Raw genomic sequence first — 15,563 nt, forward strand, 5'->3', positions numbered from 1 at the left:
TGGTGGCTAGCCTTTCCTCAGGCTGGATTTTCACCAGCTGGCGAATATGAGCTTTTCTCGGCACGCCTGTGCTCTCCGTGGTTTATTACTTATCAATATTGTATGGTTTTTAACTATAATTTAGTTCCCTTGTTAACTATTAAAGTCCCTACAGCTGCCGTAACGCCTTCACAGGATCCAGCTTTGTAGCCCTCCATGCCGGATATAAACCAGAAAGGACTGAGATGATCAGTGATATCAAGAATCCGGCCATCAGTATTTCCATATTTATTACAGTCAAGTGGTCAAATTCCCCTATTCCCAGCTGGGTAATTAGCATGGGTTTGCCCACTCTGTCTATCAGAAAAGAGAAGACAACTCCCACCATATCGCCCAATATACCGCCCAGGATGCCTATGATGATGCATTCTGATAGAAACATCTTGATGATGTCAAATTCTGAAGCTCCGATTGATTTTGTAATACCTATCTCGCGGGTCCGCTCGTACACCGAGACGATCATCGTGTTGATGATCATAACTCCGCCTACGATCAAAGATATTCCAGAGAAGAAGCCGAGTACGAGTGTCACACCATTCATGATTCTGTTAATTGAATCTATTTCATCCTGGGCACTGAAACAGGTCAGATCAAGCCTCTCAATCTCAGCTCTTGCAGCAGGCGCCTGGCTGGATGTATCTACCTTGACCATAATGCCGTCATATACATCCTTCTCGGATAGCTTTTTTGCCATATTAATATCAATGAATGCCTGATCATCGGCTTTTGTCCCGGTAGGTGCCAGCCTGCCAATTATCATGAAGGCTATATCCTTATCTACCGCCCTGCCTTCTTCTCCGTACAACCTTATCCTGGCATCTATGGCGTTTCCGATCTCTGTCCCCTCAATCTTACTGAATTTCTCCCCGATATCGCTTCCCAGCACGATCTGATATGTTCCTTCCTCAAACCACATACCGTCTTCAAGTTTGAGGTTGTTAGCATCCATGTATTCCGCTGAAATGCCGTTTACCTCGAAGTATGTCTTATTCTGTGTCACATATGCATCCTTAACATAGGGTGCGACTGCATATCCGGATTCTCTAATCGCCCGGACTTTTGATTCTGTTATCAGGATAATGTTTTCACTGCTGAGTCCCGGGGAGACCTCTATTAAGGTCAGGTCATGGGATTGTTGGATCTCATCAACTGCATTGACACGTATCCCCTCTCCCAGGGATGTCACTCCGACCACGGCGGCTACACCTACTGATATCCCCAGCAAGATCAACAATGTCCTGACCTTCTTGGTACGCAGCTGCCTCAATGCCATTGTGAATGCCTCAATCAACAATTTCACCGTCCGTTATTGTTATCACCCTGTCGGCATTGTTGGCCATTACCATGTCGTGGGTTGTGACTATGAATGTGATCCCTTGTTCTTTATTCAGCTTCTTCATGAGGTCAATTATCATTCTTCCGGTCCTGGAGTCGATGTTGCCGGTAGGTTCATCTGCCAGGATAAGCCTGGGATGGTTTGCAAGTGCCCGGGCTATGGCCACACGCTGCTGCTCACCCCCGGATAGTTCAGAGGGCAGATGAAGTGCCCTGTCTATTAATCCCACCGATTCTAACAGTTCTTCTGCCCTCTGCTTACGCTCCAACTTCGGAACCTTGTTGAAATACATGGGATACCAAACATTCTCCAGGGCATTCATTGTCGAAATGAGGTTAAATCCCTGGAAGATGAACCCTATTGTCTGCCTGTGCAGTTGTACGAGATGGCCAGCTTTTCCGTAGTCGATCTTCTCCTCATTTATATAGACATTTCCGGCAGTTGGTTTGTCCAGACATCCTACTATATTGAGCAGTGTAGATTTCCCTGAACCGGATGGCCCCATTATTGAAACAAACTCGCCGCTGTCAACTGTCAGGTTCACACCACTGAGCGCCACCACCCGGTTCCCTGAGCTAAAAAGGTAGGACTTTGACAACTCCCGTGTTTCAACCATCCACATTATTTCTCACCTTTTACCTGCTGCATAAGCAAAGATCATTGCAAGAATCCCGGCAAGCAGTTCAAAGCCTGAGGTTTTTTTCGCATTCGCTTCTCCCTCCTCTTCAAACTCCAGTACCATGATAGCATTTGTCACCAGCATGTAATCGCCACTGTCCTGTATGCTGACAAAATTATCCCTGGTTTTCAGATAATTTGTGACGTCCCGCTCGTCCAGAGCGATCTGGACTGATTCACCTGTCATGTACATATCGTTCCACACTTTTCCGCTGCCGAATAATATCCTTATAATATCTCCCAGAATGGGCGTAACTTCTGCTTTCTCATTGAAATAAATCGTGTTACGAGTCTGTTTTGCACCCTGGGTTAACCCCCCAGAAGGAGATACGGTTATCATGTATGCCCGGCTCACCTTTTCTGCGTCTACTTCACCTTTGAAATATGTGGTGGTTGTAGCCATTTTCGGAGTGATCCCATGTTCAGCATAGATCATATCACACCCTTCATTAACCCAGTATTCGATAACCGGTTCATCCTGATATTCATAGATAATGAGCAATCCGATTCCCTGTAAACATAATGTCCGCCCGTCATCTGCCGAATTCCTTAATGATATCGAATAAGTGCCATTTTCATGTATCAGGTCGCTAAGATCATAGGCATCTGTACCTGAAAAGAAATCGTATCTGGCTGCAAATCCTTTGGTATCGGTATATCGCAGAACAGGTGAAAACGGGCTGACAACCCCATGATGCATAACTGATGCATTGATCAGTGGAAATATACCTTCCAGACCTTTTTTGCTCCATACCCAGTAGGTATATGCCCGTGCAAATTTTATACTTGCATTTGCCGGAACAGCCACTTCGAAGTCAACCATGTAGGTATCATTGGAATTCATCTCTCCGCTGTATTTGCTGTTGCCGAGAGTGAATTCGACACCCCCCCGGTGCACATCATGATAAACAGTTGTCAGCGGCTTGTCACCAGCATATGATGCCGATGCCGGAAAAACCACTATTATCAGGAGACTAAGTAAAATTATACACGATTTCGTTGACATTGTTTGCCTCATCTGATTCAATTACATAGTTCTTCTCGTCGGCTATTGCTTTGAGAATATGCTCCCCCTCCCCAACTGTTACCATCAGTTCCTCTTCCACTGAAGAACTCCCGACCAGCTCCTGAATCTGCAGTGCTGCAATCCTCTCTTCATCAAGATACAGGTTGACATCAAATTGTTGGGCTGATGCCTCACCACTATTCTTAATGACCAAAGGAACGTGATAGTCCATTTGTTTGTGTTCGGTATCGGGCCCTGTACACCCGCTAAAACATACAGCTATAAGAAGAACTGCCATCAAGAAGGCTTTTTTTCTTCTGAAACATCCAATAACCAGAAATATCAATAACAGCGATGATGCTTCAGCCGGTCTGTTTTCAGTTTCAATTCTCACCGGATTTCCTATGGAAACCGACAGGTCGGATCTTGTATTAACATATACTTCTGCCTCATAGATATTGTTATTTTCATCGGACTCCTGTACTGCATCTTCCGGATCCACTATTATTTCCAGAAGATGGACTCCTGCCGTAGCATGCCAGTTAATCGTTGATCTGCTAACACCACTGGCATCCATATAGGCATCGTTCGCCGAAGTCTCACTGCCGTCAACATTTAACTTAATCTTGAAAATCCCTTCATGCAATCCACCCGGATTACCCATCACCACCGGGATCTCAACATCATATTCCTCAATAAGACTGTTTTCATCCATTTCAACTTCTATCGATAAATCAGGCATGGGATTTGCAGGAGTCTTCCGCTTTACTACAAGTGATGTGATGACCGGATGTAGATAGTCTTCACCTTCATCTTCTTCGATCTCTCCATCTCCATCCAGGTCACGTCCTGATAGGAAGGTAAGGACATTGTCTGCACGTGTATATTCAAGTACATCGAAGAACTCTATATCAAAGTAACTGCTCCGGTTGCCAGAACCAGAACATGCATCACCAATCGCCTCATTGGCAATATCTGTGACTCCGATATGGTATCCCATATCCAGAAGATATTGAGGTGTGGTCCCGAGCTGTTTTCCATTAAATTGCAGAAAATCCGGCAGGCCCTTTGAACCTGCCAGATACACCACCGTGAGATCTGCTCCGTCCAGACCGTTTTGGTCCTGCATATCATTGAAAAATACGGAAGTCTCATAATTCATATTCTCCTGCTTTCCGCTCCATCCCCCACCATGGAGATTCACATTCCCGTCATAGATCTTGTAGGCGATCTCGGGTGCATTCTTGTCTACATAGACTGCGGCGAGCACGGCGCCGTACACCCTGCCGTCAAGCTTATTGCCGGGTTCTCCCTGGCTTGTTTCAATAATCACCGTGTTCTCGCCGTTTACCACAATATCAGTTACATCATAGTATACCCAGTAAACCCCATGGCCTGAACAGTACACATTTGTACTTTCATCATTAATACCCATCAGCTGTACTGTATCCGTACTTTTGCCGTTTATGTCAACCTGGACCCACCCATCATACTCTTCCTTGCCGCCCCAGATGCCGACATACAGGCGTGCCCATCTGATAGAACCATCAGGCACATCAAATTCCTGGGAGTAAGGTGGAAATTCCAGGCCATGGCCGCCGTCAATATATACCCCACCATTAACCGTGCCCTGGGAAGCGATCCTAAACGGTATGCCGTCGTATGAATAGATTGCCTGGACTGGCGGAATAAACAAGAACAGTAGTAATAATAATAATAATATTATAATCTTCTTCATTATCTTTCACTTTATTTGGTATCTAATTTCGAATTATTTGTTTGTTGAAATATACTAACTGATGATATAGTATTACAATAAATAAATTACATGTTATTAAGTATTACGAATTTATACAAGATTATCCTTTACCAATTTATATTATGGACAAAAAGGGTGTAAAAAAGTTTGACGTTGAAGAAAATATAGCATCTTATCTGTATGTATACTTCTATCTACGGTAGCAAATAGAAAGTTATATGCCCTATCTTATGAACATCCCAATTTTTCTCTTGCCTTTTGAAGATGGCTGCCCGCCCTCTCCATAGCCTCTGCAGCCAGTAACAGTTCTGTTTCAATATCCCTAAATCCCATCTCTCCAGCCTCTACTGCTTGCTTTTTAAAGGTGGCTGCATGACTGTTATTATGTTCAATCCAGTGCTCCAGTTTCATCTTCAACTTTTCAGATTGCATACTATATCATAGCTCCACGCATTTTCCTGGCGATATCATATCCTATTATACCTCCTATCAGGCCGCCAATGGCTGCAATGCCCACTTCGCTCCAGGCATACCAGGGTGCATAATAGACCTTCCAGACCACAGGTGCAAAAAGGAAATAGAATAACCAGTAGGAAAACGCACTTCTTGAAATACCATAGATCACGGCAGTAGTCCGCCTATCCCCATAATCCCGTCCAAATAATATCACCAGGGCGTCCACTATCACTCCTTCGGCCATGTACCAGCCCATCCACATGATAACATTGGTGCCCCAAACCACCATTGCCACCAGTTCCACTACGGTAAACAGCAAGGTAGCTGTACCCGGTTTCCTCACAAGCTGGAGCGCTATCAACATCAGCACTGTTATGGGTATGGTGAAGAGCAGACCTCCAAGGGGTCCTAAAAGGTCGTTGAAGGTCTGCCAGAACCACCGGAATACAACACCGATGAGGCCGGCCAGAAGGGCTATTGTTATGAGATCGATTGTGGTAAACCACTCCAGGACCCTAAATTTCCATGCGACTGCAAAGACAATAACAAGGATCAGCAGACTCGTCAGAATAGTACCATAGGTAATCCAGGAGGGCGGAGGTATGATCTCCACAGTGTGAATTACCCTATCTGAATGGGTACCTGTATCATCAGTGTAACTGGTTGAGATGGAAAATCCTGCATCCTTCTTAAACTCGATTGAAACAGGTGGCTTGACCCCGAATATAAAGTCCACGGATTCTCCTGGCTTAAGTTCCTGGATTCTGGTCTTAATAGTCTGCCCTTCTACATTGATATCTGAAATCTCCTGAATAGACAGGTCAATATCCATTTGGAGGGGGACATCTACAACAACTTCAATATCATAGAGCGGCTTATCCCCGGTATTGCTCAGAGTGACCTGTGCCCTTTCATGCCATGTGACTCCCGCAATTAACTTATTTGGATCATATATCTCCTTACTTTTTAGGGGGATGGTCATTTCCACATCCAGATCAGCACCTGCCGGATTGGAAAAATAGAGAAGTATCAATAAGATGCAGATCAGCCGTTTCATTTTTTCCTCATAAACCTATAGGTAAAAAAAAGGATGCAAGCTGCCAGAATTATAATAACAGGTATGGGTATGCTGCTCTTTGTAGGGTCAGCCTGGGTGTACATTTCAAGGAAATCGTCTCCCATATCCTGCTGGTATTCTACAGCCAGCACTGCATTGAAAGGATGGAGGTATTCCTCTTTTCCCCGCTCAAACCGAACCGTGTTGTCAGCAGTGATAAGGAATTTCCTGACATCCCATCTGTCCAGGTCAAAATATGCTCCGGATTTTCTCCTCCCTACATCTTCACCCACTAGGTGGGAATTGAAATATAACCTGTCAACTTCGCCTTCGTTTCCTGCGATCATCATGGTCCACAGGGTGGCATTGGTCACCTCTTCAGGTACCTGGCCTTTGAATATCACATCTGCGCTGTCCTTTTTAGATACGTGGGACAGGACATTATTTCCCTCTGCAATCCAGTACCGTGTTTGCGGCATTGCAGGGTCTTTATACACCGCTGCCAGCACAATGCAGTATGGTGCACCGTTTGTATTATGATAGGTAACTGAAATTTTATTCATTCCCGGCCTAATTGTATCGGTAACAGTATAAACATAGTCCGCAACCCCCCATGCAGCTACATAGTCGGGTATGTTCTTTTTCCCCAGGCTATCTCCGTTGATACTGACCTCGATCCAGTCATTTTCGTTGTAGTTCCACATAGGTATATAGAGGCGGGCGTATTCAATATCCCGGGGCAGATCGAAGTATTCCACATAAGGGTCCTCATATGTCAAACCATGACCACCACCCACATACACACCTCCATGGACCTGACCTTCAGCTATCACATACAGAGGCGTTCCCTGACCCCTCCATTCACCGGCCGAGGTCATGGGAATCGACATAAGTAAAATCATAATACAATAAAAAAATCTCATGCTACCTCCCAGGAGCTGTTCCCCCGAATCCTGTGAAACTGAGATATAACCCGATACACATGAATACACAGATATAGGATAGGAAAATGTAGTCCAAATGTTTCAGTCTGAGTTCCTTGACGTATGTCCTGTGCTTTGTGGCCCTGAAAGCACGGGAATCTGCGGCGATAGCGATCTGTCTGCCGGTTCTTAAGACATTAACAACCAGGGGGAAAAAGAGATATCTCAGGGCTTTTATCTTATTGGTTATCCCCTTCATATTCAGACCCCGTACCTGCATTGCATTGATGGTGATGAGACATTCCTCGATCATGGTGGGTGCAAAGCTCACTGCCGTAGACACCATAAAAGCTATCTCGATTGGAAAACCGATACATCTATTTCCTATGGGAATGAACCGCACAATACCAGCAATAAGCTCGCTGGGATGGGTTGTAGATACCAGTAATAAAGCCGCACTTACTGTAGCTATGAATCTGAAGGACTGGATGAAACCGTACACTGCTCCTTCTTTGTATACATGGATGCCTCCTGTTATCGGGCCAAAAATTGGAAAGGATGCCGGGATTAAAGTAAATGTGGGATTCTCACCCCAATAATAGAATATTGATTGTGAAAACATGAATCCCAGGACCATGGTAAACAACACGAAAACGATTGAAGTGATCTTTTCCTTAGAAGGACGCAGCACTGCCCAGAACGGCAAGGTAGATGAAAATATTATTAAAAGGAGCCACGGAACGCCTACTATTATGGAAAGCACCGATATACTGAATACCCATATTAGTTTAATCCTTGGATCAATTCTATGGATTGCTGTTGTCTTTTGTTCATAACGAAATAATCCTCTCATTTGATCACTCAAAATTGTTATTACGATTTTTCCAAAAAGTATTACTCTGAATAAATATCTATATTATTTAAGTTAATTGGGATGAGGTGAAATTATATAATAAATATTCCATTTTCATAAAAATAATGATCTCTATACAAAATCTGACATACTGCTACCCAAATATTGAAATTTCTGCCCTTGATAATATCGATCTTGAAATCCATGAGGGTGAGTTCATTCTGTTACTGGGACCTAGCGGCTGCGGGAAATCCACACTTATACAGTGCCTAAACGGTATCATACCCAAGGTATCTGGCGGGGAACTGGAAGGAACAATATGGGTAAATGGGAAGGATGTGAGTAAACATAAGGTCCACCAGATGTCCACTGAGGTGGGGATCGTGTTCCAGAACCCTGATGCTCAGCTGTTCGGGCTGACCGTTGAGGAGGATGTGGCCTTTGGACCTGAGAATCTGGGGGTTGAGAGGGAAGAGATCCTAAAACGGGTAGAAAGGTCTCTGCAAATTGCAGGAATAGATGGATTGAGGGAACGTTTTACCTTCACCCTTTCGGGGGGTGAGAAACAGCGCACTGCCATTGCCGGGAACCTTGCCATGCAGCCGAATATTCTTGTGCTTGATGAACCCACATCTGATCTTGACCCCAGGGGAACAAGGGAAGTTCTCGAGACCATCCGGCGTTTGAACAGGGAGCTGAGCATTACCATCATTTTAATAGAACACAAGCTTGACGAGGTGATCGGCCTGGCAGACAGGACCATCGTGATGGACAAAGGCAGGATCATCCTGGATGGGAAGACGTGCGATATCTTCACCCAGAACCTTGATCTGTTGAACCATATCGGATTGTATCCACCCCATCTGATCCGCCTCTCAGAGATGCTGCATGTGAAGCCGTCCTATCGGGCCATATTTTCCCATCTTAATGGTATTAAGGACTCCTTTATTAATCCCCCTGATATCTTACATATCCCGGATAACGGACCGCATGTGGTATTTGAAGATGTTAGGTTCAGTTACCAGGACGGGACTGAGGTATTAAGAGGAATTGACCTGACATTAAGGCGCGGTGAATTTATTGCAATGATAGGACCCAATGGTTCAGGAAAGACAACTTTACTGAGCTGCCTCATAGGGCTCATTAAGCCTGATAAGGGACGGGTCATGATAGACGGACAGGATATCAAGAATTTTGGTGTGGCTGAACTGGCCAGGGAGGTAGGTTACCTGTTCCAGAACCCTGATTACCAGCTTTTTGCAGATACGGTCTGGGAGGAAGTGGCTTTCGGGCTCAAGACCAGGTCGATGCCTGCTGAGGAGATAGACACAAAAGTCGCCAGTGCCCTGGATATGATGCAGCTGGCAGAGTATAGGGACCGTCACCCCCATTCTCTCAGCCGGGGTGAGAGGCAAAGACTGGCAGTGGCTTCGATTCTCTCGCTTGAACCCGATATTCTGGTACTGGATGAACCCACGACAGGGCAGGACCGGGGGCATTTGAGCAAATTCTTGCATAAAATGAAGAAGTTGAACCACGCCGGAAAAACGATCATCCTGATTACCCATGATATGAGTATAGTTGCAGCCTATGCTGACAGGACCGTTATCATGAAAGAAGGTAATATCCTGATCGATGACAGCACGCGGCAGGTATTCTCACGATCAGATCTGCTGGAACAGGCATCCATAGAACCACCGATGATAACAAAACTCAGCCACCAGCTGCGTGAGGGCAGCGAAAAAGTACCGGTAATTCTTACCATATCAGAGTTAAAAGACCTGATGGGGAAGTCCTGAATCTAAGTATTGATTAAATACCAGCGTATGTAAATTATATTTTGGAAATGGCTGTATTTGAGATTGTCGGAAAAGTCCCGATCTTTCTGTTAAATTAACACACTGTCTCCATTAAAATTCTCGTTGAACAACCCTGAACAAATATTTCAGCGCAAAATCTGATGCGAAATCTTTTCGGGAAGATAAAACCATCGAATCACAAAATTAAAATATAATAAAACAAAGGTAAACATCCCACTATAATTTTCTTTCAAGGGTTAAGATTATGGAAGACTATGTTAGAGTTTCAGACATCAGTAATTACTTAAAGTGCCCCAGGATTGTATATTATACATACCAGGATCATCAGCCAGAAATGACCACAACTCCTGCTTACATAGCCACATTGCTGGTTAAAGAGATGGCTCATTCATTTGCTGAAATAATTACCTCAGAAAATTTGGACAATGATCTGGAAATGCTCCTTGAAGATTCAGCACTGAACCTTGCAGCAATATATCGAGATGATATTCAAAATTTAAATGATGATGTATTAACAGAATCAATTGAATTGGTACGTTCATGGCTTGGGGAGATTAAGGCCGGGATTATAGATTCTATTGAAAGGTTCAAAGTAGGCAGACTGGTATGTATGTTGACATCCTATTCTACAGAACCTGTGCTTTATTCTAAAAAATACCGCATATCAGGAACCCCTGATAGGGTGTTAATGTTGGATAAAGCAATCTCCCTCTCCATCATCCGAACAGGCAAGGCTCCAGATAATGGGATATGGAAGAACGATCGTGTTAGACTTACAGCACTATCCATATTGGTCGAGGAAGAATATGATTGCTTTGTCGAACGTTCAATAGTAGAATATGCCAGATATGGTATTGTGCGCGAAGTCCAGATCAAACGAGCTGACAGGAGGAAAGTTTTGGCACTTGCCAGCAGGATCAGGAAAATAAGAGCTGGTAAACTACCGCAAAGACCAGACTCTACACCTTGCGATTATTGTGGATATAAGTCCTTTTGTAGTGTTATTCCAACCCTTGCATCCCGTTTCTTTTAAATCAAATAACAATATTAAAGTAATGTGAAGTTATTGAACCGAAAAGTATTTACGAGCATAATTATAATATATGTTCGTATAGCTCCGAACAATGGGGTAGTATTAAACTTATTAAAATTAAAAGGTAGTGATACTATGATTGAAGTAACAGAATTAGCAGCAGGCGAATTGAAAAATTTACTTGAGCAAGAAAATAAATCTGATCATGCACTTCGGATATTTGTAGCAGGCATGGGATGCAGCGGTGTCCAGTACGGTTTAACCCTGGACAACAAAAAGACCGATGAAGATGTAGAATTGACCAGCAACGGAATTAAGCTGTTCATGACAGGTGAAGTTCAGGAATCACTGTATGGAGCTGAGATCGATTATATTGATAATGAACACGGCCAGGGATTTGTAATAAAGAATCCTAATGCGCCATCATGCGGGTCAGGCTGCTCCTGTTAAAGGAGCATTATAAAATTTTCAATATTTAACCCAAGATAGTGTCATATGACACTATCTTAGGTATAGTATGTATAATACTCTTCTGTATTATTCTTTAACATTCTTCCGTGTTTAATCCCTTGTTTTAGAGCTTTTTGATTTACAGGTAACAATTCTTGTTTTATACGTTCACTCAAGGCCAATTCAAGAGATGATGCCTTGACAATACCTGTTAATGCCATAATGGTCCCCAGAGCGACCACATTAGCTGTAACAGCCGCACCAGCTTTAACAGCCAGGTCTGCAAATGGGACGCTGTAGTGCTTGATGGGCGGTTGATGAATAACCTGAGATGAATCTATTATCAACAAACCTTCATCCTTTAATTCTGGAATGTACTTATCACACGATTCCTGGTTCAATGCCAGCAGCACATCCAGACTTTCAGGCATGGGATAATCGATTGGTTTTTTACTTATGACCAGGTTCGACCTGCTGGCACCTCCACGGGCTTCGGGTCCATAACTGCTGGTCAGACTTACATATTTACCATCATTAACAGCCGCTTGAGCCAGGAGAACACCTGCTAATATAAGACCCTGACCTCCTGAACCTGCAAGGCAGATATTGTACCTTTTCATGGGACATTACCACCTGCTTTTTGTATATTATTTCTATACTTGTCAAGATATTCAGGTTCTTCCTTATCCACAAGTACTCCTACCGGGAATTGATCAGCAATCTCTTCAGGAGTGAGTTTTTCGTAAGCTCCAATGGATAATGCATTCTCTTTATACAATTGAAGCATGTCCACCGGACCACCCAGCTTATTACGCCTGCCATATTGAACCGGACACTGGGCCATAGCTTCCACAACACAAAAACCGTGCTTACCAATACTGCGTTCAATAAGGCTGTCCAGCATCTTTGCATGATATGTAGTACTTCTGGCTACATAGGTAGCGCCACAGGCTTCTACCAGTTTGCAGATATCAAAGGGTTTTTCTATATTACCATAATGGGCCGTACTTGCCTTGTTGTTGGTGGGTGTGGTGGGCGAATATTGGCCTCCGGTCATTCCATATATATTATTGTTGATAATGATGGCGTTAATGTCAATGTTACGCCTGCAGGCATGTATCAGGTGGTTGCCGCCAATGGCTGTTGCATCGCCATCCCCCATGATCACGATCACGGTAAGTTCTGGTTTTGCCAGTTTGATGCCGGTAGCAAATGCCAGGGCCCGGCCGTGTGTAGTATGAAGGGTATTAAAGTCAAGGTATGTGCTCATCCTGCCTGAGCAGCCTATTCCGCTGACCAGCACGATCTCGTCCTTGGTCAATCCAGTCTTTTCAATGGCTCTGACCAGTGCACCCATTACTATTCCTGCACCGCAGCCCGGACACCAGACATGAGGAAATTTCTTGTCTGGCCGCAGATATTTATAAATAGCCTCTGAAGTCTGGATCATAATGCCACCTCTTCTATCTTTTTCATTATCTCTTCAGGTGTTATCAGTTCACCATCAACCCTGGTAACTTTAACTGCTTTGTGGGGGGATGATTTAAGAACTTCTCCATATACCTGCCCATAATTCATCTCAGGTACAATTAGTGTCTTCATCTTCCTGCTTGCATGCTCCAAATGGAACCTCGGGAAGGGCCAAAGAGTTATTGGTCTTATTAATCCCACTTTAAAACCTTCACCTCTGGCCATTTTCACAGCCTCTTTTGCAGAACGAGCCACACTGCCGTAAGCTATTATGCATATCTCGGCATCTTCTACCAAATATTCCTCAATTTCAATGATATCATGAAGATTATTTTTTATCTTATAGATAATTTTATTCAGGCATTGTTCCACTTCATCTTTGACCAGGGTGGGAAAACCCTGGCTATCATGTACCATCCCTGTCACGTGATACCTATATCCTTCTCCAAAGGGTACAAGGGGGGCGATCTCGCCGCCAGGAAGATCTTCATAGGGCTCGTACCATTCCGGAGGAACCGTTGGTTCTCGCTTATCAATGATCTCAATATTTTCCGGTATATGGATATTTTCCCACATATGGCCTACAATCCCATCCATAAGCACGATCACAGGAGTACGGTATTTCTCGGCCAGGTTGAATGCACGGATGGTCAGGGTATAACATTCCATCACAGACTGGGGACAAAGTACTATGCTTGGATGATCTCCATGGGTTCCCCAGCGGCTCTGCATCACATCTCCCTGGCTGGGCCTGGTTGGCATTCCTGTACTGGGACCTCCTCTCATTACATTTACTACTACACAAGGCACCTCGGCCATTGAAGCATAACCAATATTTTCTTGCATCAACGAGAAGCCTGGCCCGCTTGTAGCTGTCATGGACTTGACACCTGCCAGTGATGCTCCGATAATTGCTGCCATGCTGGCGATCTCATCCTCCATCTGGATGAATATACCCCCCACTTTTAGCAGTTCAACTGATAGAAATTCGGCGATTTCCGTACTGGGAGTGATAGGATAGCCACCGAAGAACCGCATACCTGCAGCAAGCGCACCCATTGCGCAGGCTTCATTACCCTGCAGCAATACTTCCTTTGCTTTCTTCATGCTCTTCCTCCTTTTTCGCCTTTTTACTCAGGGTTATTGCAAAATCCGGACAGTGTATATCACATAAACCGCACTGTATACAGTCTTCAGGTCTGGTGGCAATGGGAGTCCCATTCGGACCGCGCTCTAATACATTTTTCGGGCAGACCGATATGCAAATGCCGCATTTCTTGCACCAGCTTGAAAAAATATGAACTGGTTCATCTTTGTCCTTATTCATTTCAATAGCCGCTAATTAAAGATATTTCAATTAGTTTGCTTGTTAATGTTAAATAAGTATTTTCCTAAATAACCAGCCAGATACCAGAGATCATTATAATTGTGCCCAACAACAACTGCTGGTTCACTTTTTCACCCAGGAATTTCACGGCAAGCAGACTGGAGAACAATGGTGTGACCGAGCCCAGTGATGTGGCCTGGGCTGTACCGATATGGGTCAGGCTGATAAAGAACATGTAACTCCCCAGCCCCATGCCAAATATTCCCCCCATGCCCAGGATCGCAGATGACCTCTTATCCAGTTTAAGAGCAGCGGTAGGTCCCTTATCGACTGAAAAAAGCAGGTACATTGTCATTACCGGCATGGGTAAGCTGATAAAAGCCGCCCAGATAGGTTCCACATCATACAGTCCGGTCCGGGTGGCAATGATGGAAAACGCGTAGCATACGGCAGCGGAAAGCGTAAAGATCATGCCAAGCCTGGGATTCTTTTCACTCCCCGATGCTTTCTCTCTGCTGAGCACCCATATACCTGTGAAGAGCAGCAAAGTACCTAAGACGAGACCTGATGTAATTTTTTCATTCAGGATCAGGTGGCTGAGCAGTATAGTTAATAATGGAAAAGTGAATATCAGGGGAATTACCCGTGAGACCGATGCATATTCCAGGCCGCGAAAATACAGGTATCCTCCGATGAAAAGCCTGAGTATCCCGCCAAGTGACAGGAAGAGGAAAGCCATGAGCGGTATGGCATAATCTGAACTGTGAAGCAGCGTGTTCACCAAAAACATGAAAACCATGGCAAAAAAAGTACGGATAAGCACGGCCGGAAGTGCCTCCACATCCTGAAGTCCTTTTTTATACAATATTGCGGCTATGGACCAGAATACTGCAGCCATGATGGCCGCAACCTCACCTATCATATGATAGGCGAGATGCTCTGTCATATTATTAAAGTTGCCGATGATTAATGTGCTGAAAAGGTCTCATTTAAACGAGAAATGTGTGGCAGAATGGTCACAAAAAAAAGAAGGAGAAGCCCACTCCCTTTAAGTGCAATTGTGAAGCTGGAATTTGTAGACCTAAAGATTCTGCATGATACGATCCTTCTCTAGTATGCCATATGATATGCCAGTTTTTTCTTGTTTTCGAGTTCCAATTGGCTATATAACGCCTCATACAGAGCCATTATTTGGTTCGCATCTGTGGGGTCTTCCAGCTGTCGGGAAGCTTCCCTGAAAGCTTTCCATACATCTTGATGCTGGTAATTGATACCCTCAACGGTCTTTTTTACAATAGGCTGGACCTTTCTTTTTATTAACTCTTCCTGATTTTCCCGATTTGCATTGAAATTTTT

17 protein-coding genes are annotated in these 15,563 nt (G+C 44.2%); 3 read left to right on the forward strand and 14 right to left on the reverse strand.

Annotation, left to right across the window (positions count from 1 at the left end; all coding sequences use genetic code 11):
- Positions 1-148: 148 nt before the first annotated feature.
- The 8 genes from IBX40_05070 to IBX40_05105 all read right to left on the reverse strand — a co-directional run bounded on the left by IBX40_05070 (position 149) and on the right by IBX40_05105 (position 8,107).
- Entirely contained in the window at positions 149-1,312 is a 1,164-nt protein-coding gene (locus IBX40_05070) for an ABC transporter permease (protein MBE0523690.1), read from the reverse strand.
- A 10-nt stretch (positions 1,313-1,322) separates the two neighbouring features.
- Positions 1,323-1,997 carry an ABC transporter ATP-binding protein gene (locus IBX40_05075; protein MBE0523691.1) on the reverse strand — a complete coding sequence of 225 codons (675 nt, stop codon included), beginning with the start codon at positions 1,995-1,997 and terminating at the stop codon, positions 1,323-1,325.
- Between the two features lie 6 nt (positions 1,998-2,003).
- Entirely contained in the window at positions 2,004-3,071 is a 1,068-nt protein-coding gene (locus IBX40_05080; GenBank protein MBE0523692.1) for a DUF3344 domain-containing protein, read from the reverse strand.
- Complete coding sequence (locus IBX40_05085) at positions 3,028-4,797, reverse strand: DUF3344 domain-containing protein (protein MBE0523693.1); 1,770 nt, start codon at positions 4,795-4,797, stop codon at positions 3,028-3,030. The genes IBX40_05080 and IBX40_05085 overlap by 44 nt, the downstream gene beginning before the upstream one ends.
- A 249-nt stretch (positions 4,798-5,046) precedes the next feature.
- On the reverse strand, positions 5,047-5,250 hold the full coding sequence (locus IBX40_05090) for a hypothetical protein (protein ID MBE0523694.1): 204 nt from the start codon (positions 5,248-5,250) through the stop codon (positions 5,047-5,049).
- A 1-nt stretch (position 5,251) separates the two neighbouring features.
- Complete coding sequence (locus tag IBX40_05095; GenBank protein MBE0523695.1) at positions 5,252-6,331, reverse strand: hypothetical protein; 1,080 nt, start codon at positions 6,329-6,331, stop codon at positions 5,252-5,254.
- Complete coding sequence (locus IBX40_05100; protein MBE0523696.1) at positions 6,328-7,221, reverse strand: DUF3344 domain-containing protein; 894 nt, start codon at positions 7,219-7,221, stop codon at positions 6,328-6,330. Before IBX40_05100 ends, IBX40_05095 begins: the two co-directional genes overlap by 4 nt.
- Before the next feature lie 34 nt (positions 7,222-7,255).
- A complete protein-coding gene (locus IBX40_05105) occupies positions 7,256-8,107 on the reverse strand; it encodes an energy-coupling factor transporter transmembrane protein EcfT (GenBank protein ID MBE0523697.1) in 852 nt (283 codons plus the stop codon).
- Positions 8,108-8,232: 125 nt separating this feature from the next.
- Here IBX40_05105 and IBX40_05110 point away from each other — a divergent pair, with 125 nt between their 5' ends.
- From IBX40_05110 to IBX40_05120, 3 genes are all read left to right on the forward strand, one after another.
- Positions 8,233-9,906: an ATP-binding cassette domain-containing protein gene (locus IBX40_05110; protein MBE0523698.1), complete on the forward strand. Its 1,674-nt coding sequence runs from the start codon at positions 8,233-8,235 to the stop codon at positions 9,904-9,906.
- Between the two features lie 265 nt (positions 9,907-10,171).
- Positions 10,172-10,960, forward strand: coding sequence for a Dna2/Cas4 domain-containing protein (locus IBX40_05115; protein ID MBE0523699.1), 789 nt, complete (start codon positions 10,172-10,174; stop codon positions 10,958-10,960).
- 135 nt (positions 10,961-11,095) lie between these two features.
- Positions 11,096-11,410 (forward strand): iron-sulfur cluster assembly accessory protein, encoded by a 315-nt coding sequence (locus IBX40_05120; GenBank protein MBE0523700.1) that lies wholly within the window; start codon positions 11,096-11,098, stop codon positions 11,408-11,410.
- Between the two features lie 56 nt (positions 11,411-11,466).
- On the opposite strand, the gene IBX40_05125 is transcribed toward IBX40_05120, so the two are convergent.
- The 6 genes from IBX40_05125 to IBX40_05150 form a co-directional block, all read right to left on the reverse strand.
- Positions 11,467-12,030, reverse strand: a complete 564-nt coding sequence (locus IBX40_05125; protein ID MBE0523701.1) for a 2-oxoacid:acceptor oxidoreductase family protein — start codon at positions 12,028-12,030, stop codon at positions 11,467-11,469.
- Positions 12,027-12,860, reverse strand: a complete 834-nt coding sequence (locus IBX40_05130) for a 2-oxoacid:ferredoxin oxidoreductase subunit beta (GenBank protein ID MBE0523702.1) — start codon at positions 12,858-12,860, stop codon at positions 12,027-12,029. The genes IBX40_05125 and IBX40_05130 overlap by 4 nt, the downstream gene beginning before the upstream one ends.
- Positions 12,857-13,987: a 2-oxoacid:acceptor oxidoreductase subunit alpha gene (locus IBX40_05135; GenBank protein MBE0523703.1), complete on the reverse strand. Its 1,131-nt coding sequence runs from the start codon at positions 13,985-13,987 to the stop codon at positions 12,857-12,859. The genes IBX40_05130 and IBX40_05135 overlap by 4 nt, the downstream gene beginning before the upstream one ends.
- Entirely contained in the window at positions 13,953-14,207 is a 255-nt protein-coding gene (locus IBX40_05140; protein MBE0523704.1) for a 4Fe-4S binding protein, read from the reverse strand. The genes IBX40_05135 and IBX40_05140 overlap by 35 nt, the downstream gene beginning before the upstream one ends.
- A 64-nt stretch (positions 14,208-14,271) precedes the next feature.
- Positions 14,272-15,153, reverse strand: coding sequence for a DMT family transporter (locus tag IBX40_05145; GenBank protein ID MBE0523705.1), 882 nt, complete (start codon positions 15,151-15,153; stop codon positions 14,272-14,274).
- Positions 15,154-15,317: 164 nt separating this feature from the next.
- Positions 15,318-15,563, reverse strand: a 246-nt coding sequence (locus IBX40_05150; GenBank protein MBE0523706.1) for a hypothetical protein, incomplete at its 5' end; no start/stop codon positions are given.

This window comes from Methanosarcinales archaeon (assembly GCA_014859725.1).
Classification (GTDB): domain Archaea; phylum Halobacteriota; class Methanosarcinia; order Methanosarcinales; family Methanocomedenaceae; genus Kmv04.

Bases quoted from the DNA above. Each gene is read 5' to 3' on its own strand.
- IBX40_05070 (MBE0523690.1), bottom strand. From the start codon at position 1,312: ATGGCATTGAGGCAGCTGCGTACCAAGAAGGTCAGGACATTGTTGATC.
- IBX40_05075 (MBE0523691.1), bottom strand. From the start codon at position 1,997: ATGTGGATGGTTGAAACACGGGAGTTGTCAAAGTCCTACCTTTTTAGC.
- IBX40_05080 (MBE0523692.1), bottom strand. From the start codon at position 3,071: ATGAGGCAAACAATGTCAACGAAATCGTGTATAATTTTACTTAGTCTC.
- IBX40_05085 (MBE0523693.1), bottom strand. From the start codon at position 4,797: ATGAAGAAGATTATAATATTATTATTATTATTACTACTGTTCTTGTTT.
- IBX40_05090 (MBE0523694.1), bottom strand. From the start codon at position 5,250: ATGCAATCTGAAAAGTTGAAGATGAAACTGGAGCACTGGATTGAACAT.
- IBX40_05095 (MBE0523695.1), bottom strand. From the start codon at position 6,331: ATGAAACGGCTGATCTGCATCTTATTGATACTTCTCTATTTTTCCAAT.
- IBX40_05100 (MBE0523696.1), bottom strand. From the start codon at position 7,221: ATGTCGATTCCCATGACCTCGGCCGGTGAATGGAGGGGTCAGGGAACG.
- IBX40_05105 (MBE0523697.1), bottom strand. From the start codon at position 8,107: ATGAGAGGATTATTTCGTTATGAACAAAAGACAACAGCAATCCATAGA.
- IBX40_05110 (MBE0523698.1), top strand. From the start codon at position 8,233: ATGATCTCTATACAAAATCTGACATACTGCTACCCAAATATTGAAATT.
- IBX40_05115 (MBE0523699.1), top strand. From the start codon at position 10,172: ATGGAAGACTATGTTAGAGTTTCAGACATCAGTAATTACTTAAAGTGC.
- IBX40_05120 (MBE0523700.1), top strand. From the start codon at position 11,096: ATGATTGAAGTAACAGAATTAGCAGCAGGCGAATTGAAAAATTTACTT.
- IBX40_05125 (MBE0523701.1), bottom strand. From the start codon at position 12,030: ATGAAAAGGTACAATATCTGCCTTGCAGGTTCAGGAGGTCAGGGTCTT.
- IBX40_05130 (MBE0523702.1), bottom strand. From the start codon at position 12,860: ATGATCCAGACTTCAGAGGCTATTTATAAATATCTGCGGCCAGACAAG.
- IBX40_05135 (MBE0523703.1), bottom strand. From the start codon at position 13,987: ATGAAGAAAGCAAAGGAAGTATTGCTGCAGGGTAATGAAGCCTGCGCA.
- IBX40_05140 (MBE0523704.1), bottom strand. From the start codon at position 14,207: ATGAATAAGGACAAAGATGAACCAGTTCATATTTTTTCAAGCTGGTGC.
- IBX40_05145 (MBE0523705.1), bottom strand. From the start codon at position 15,153: ATGACAGAGCATCTCGCCTATCATATGATAGGTGAGGTTGCGGCCATC.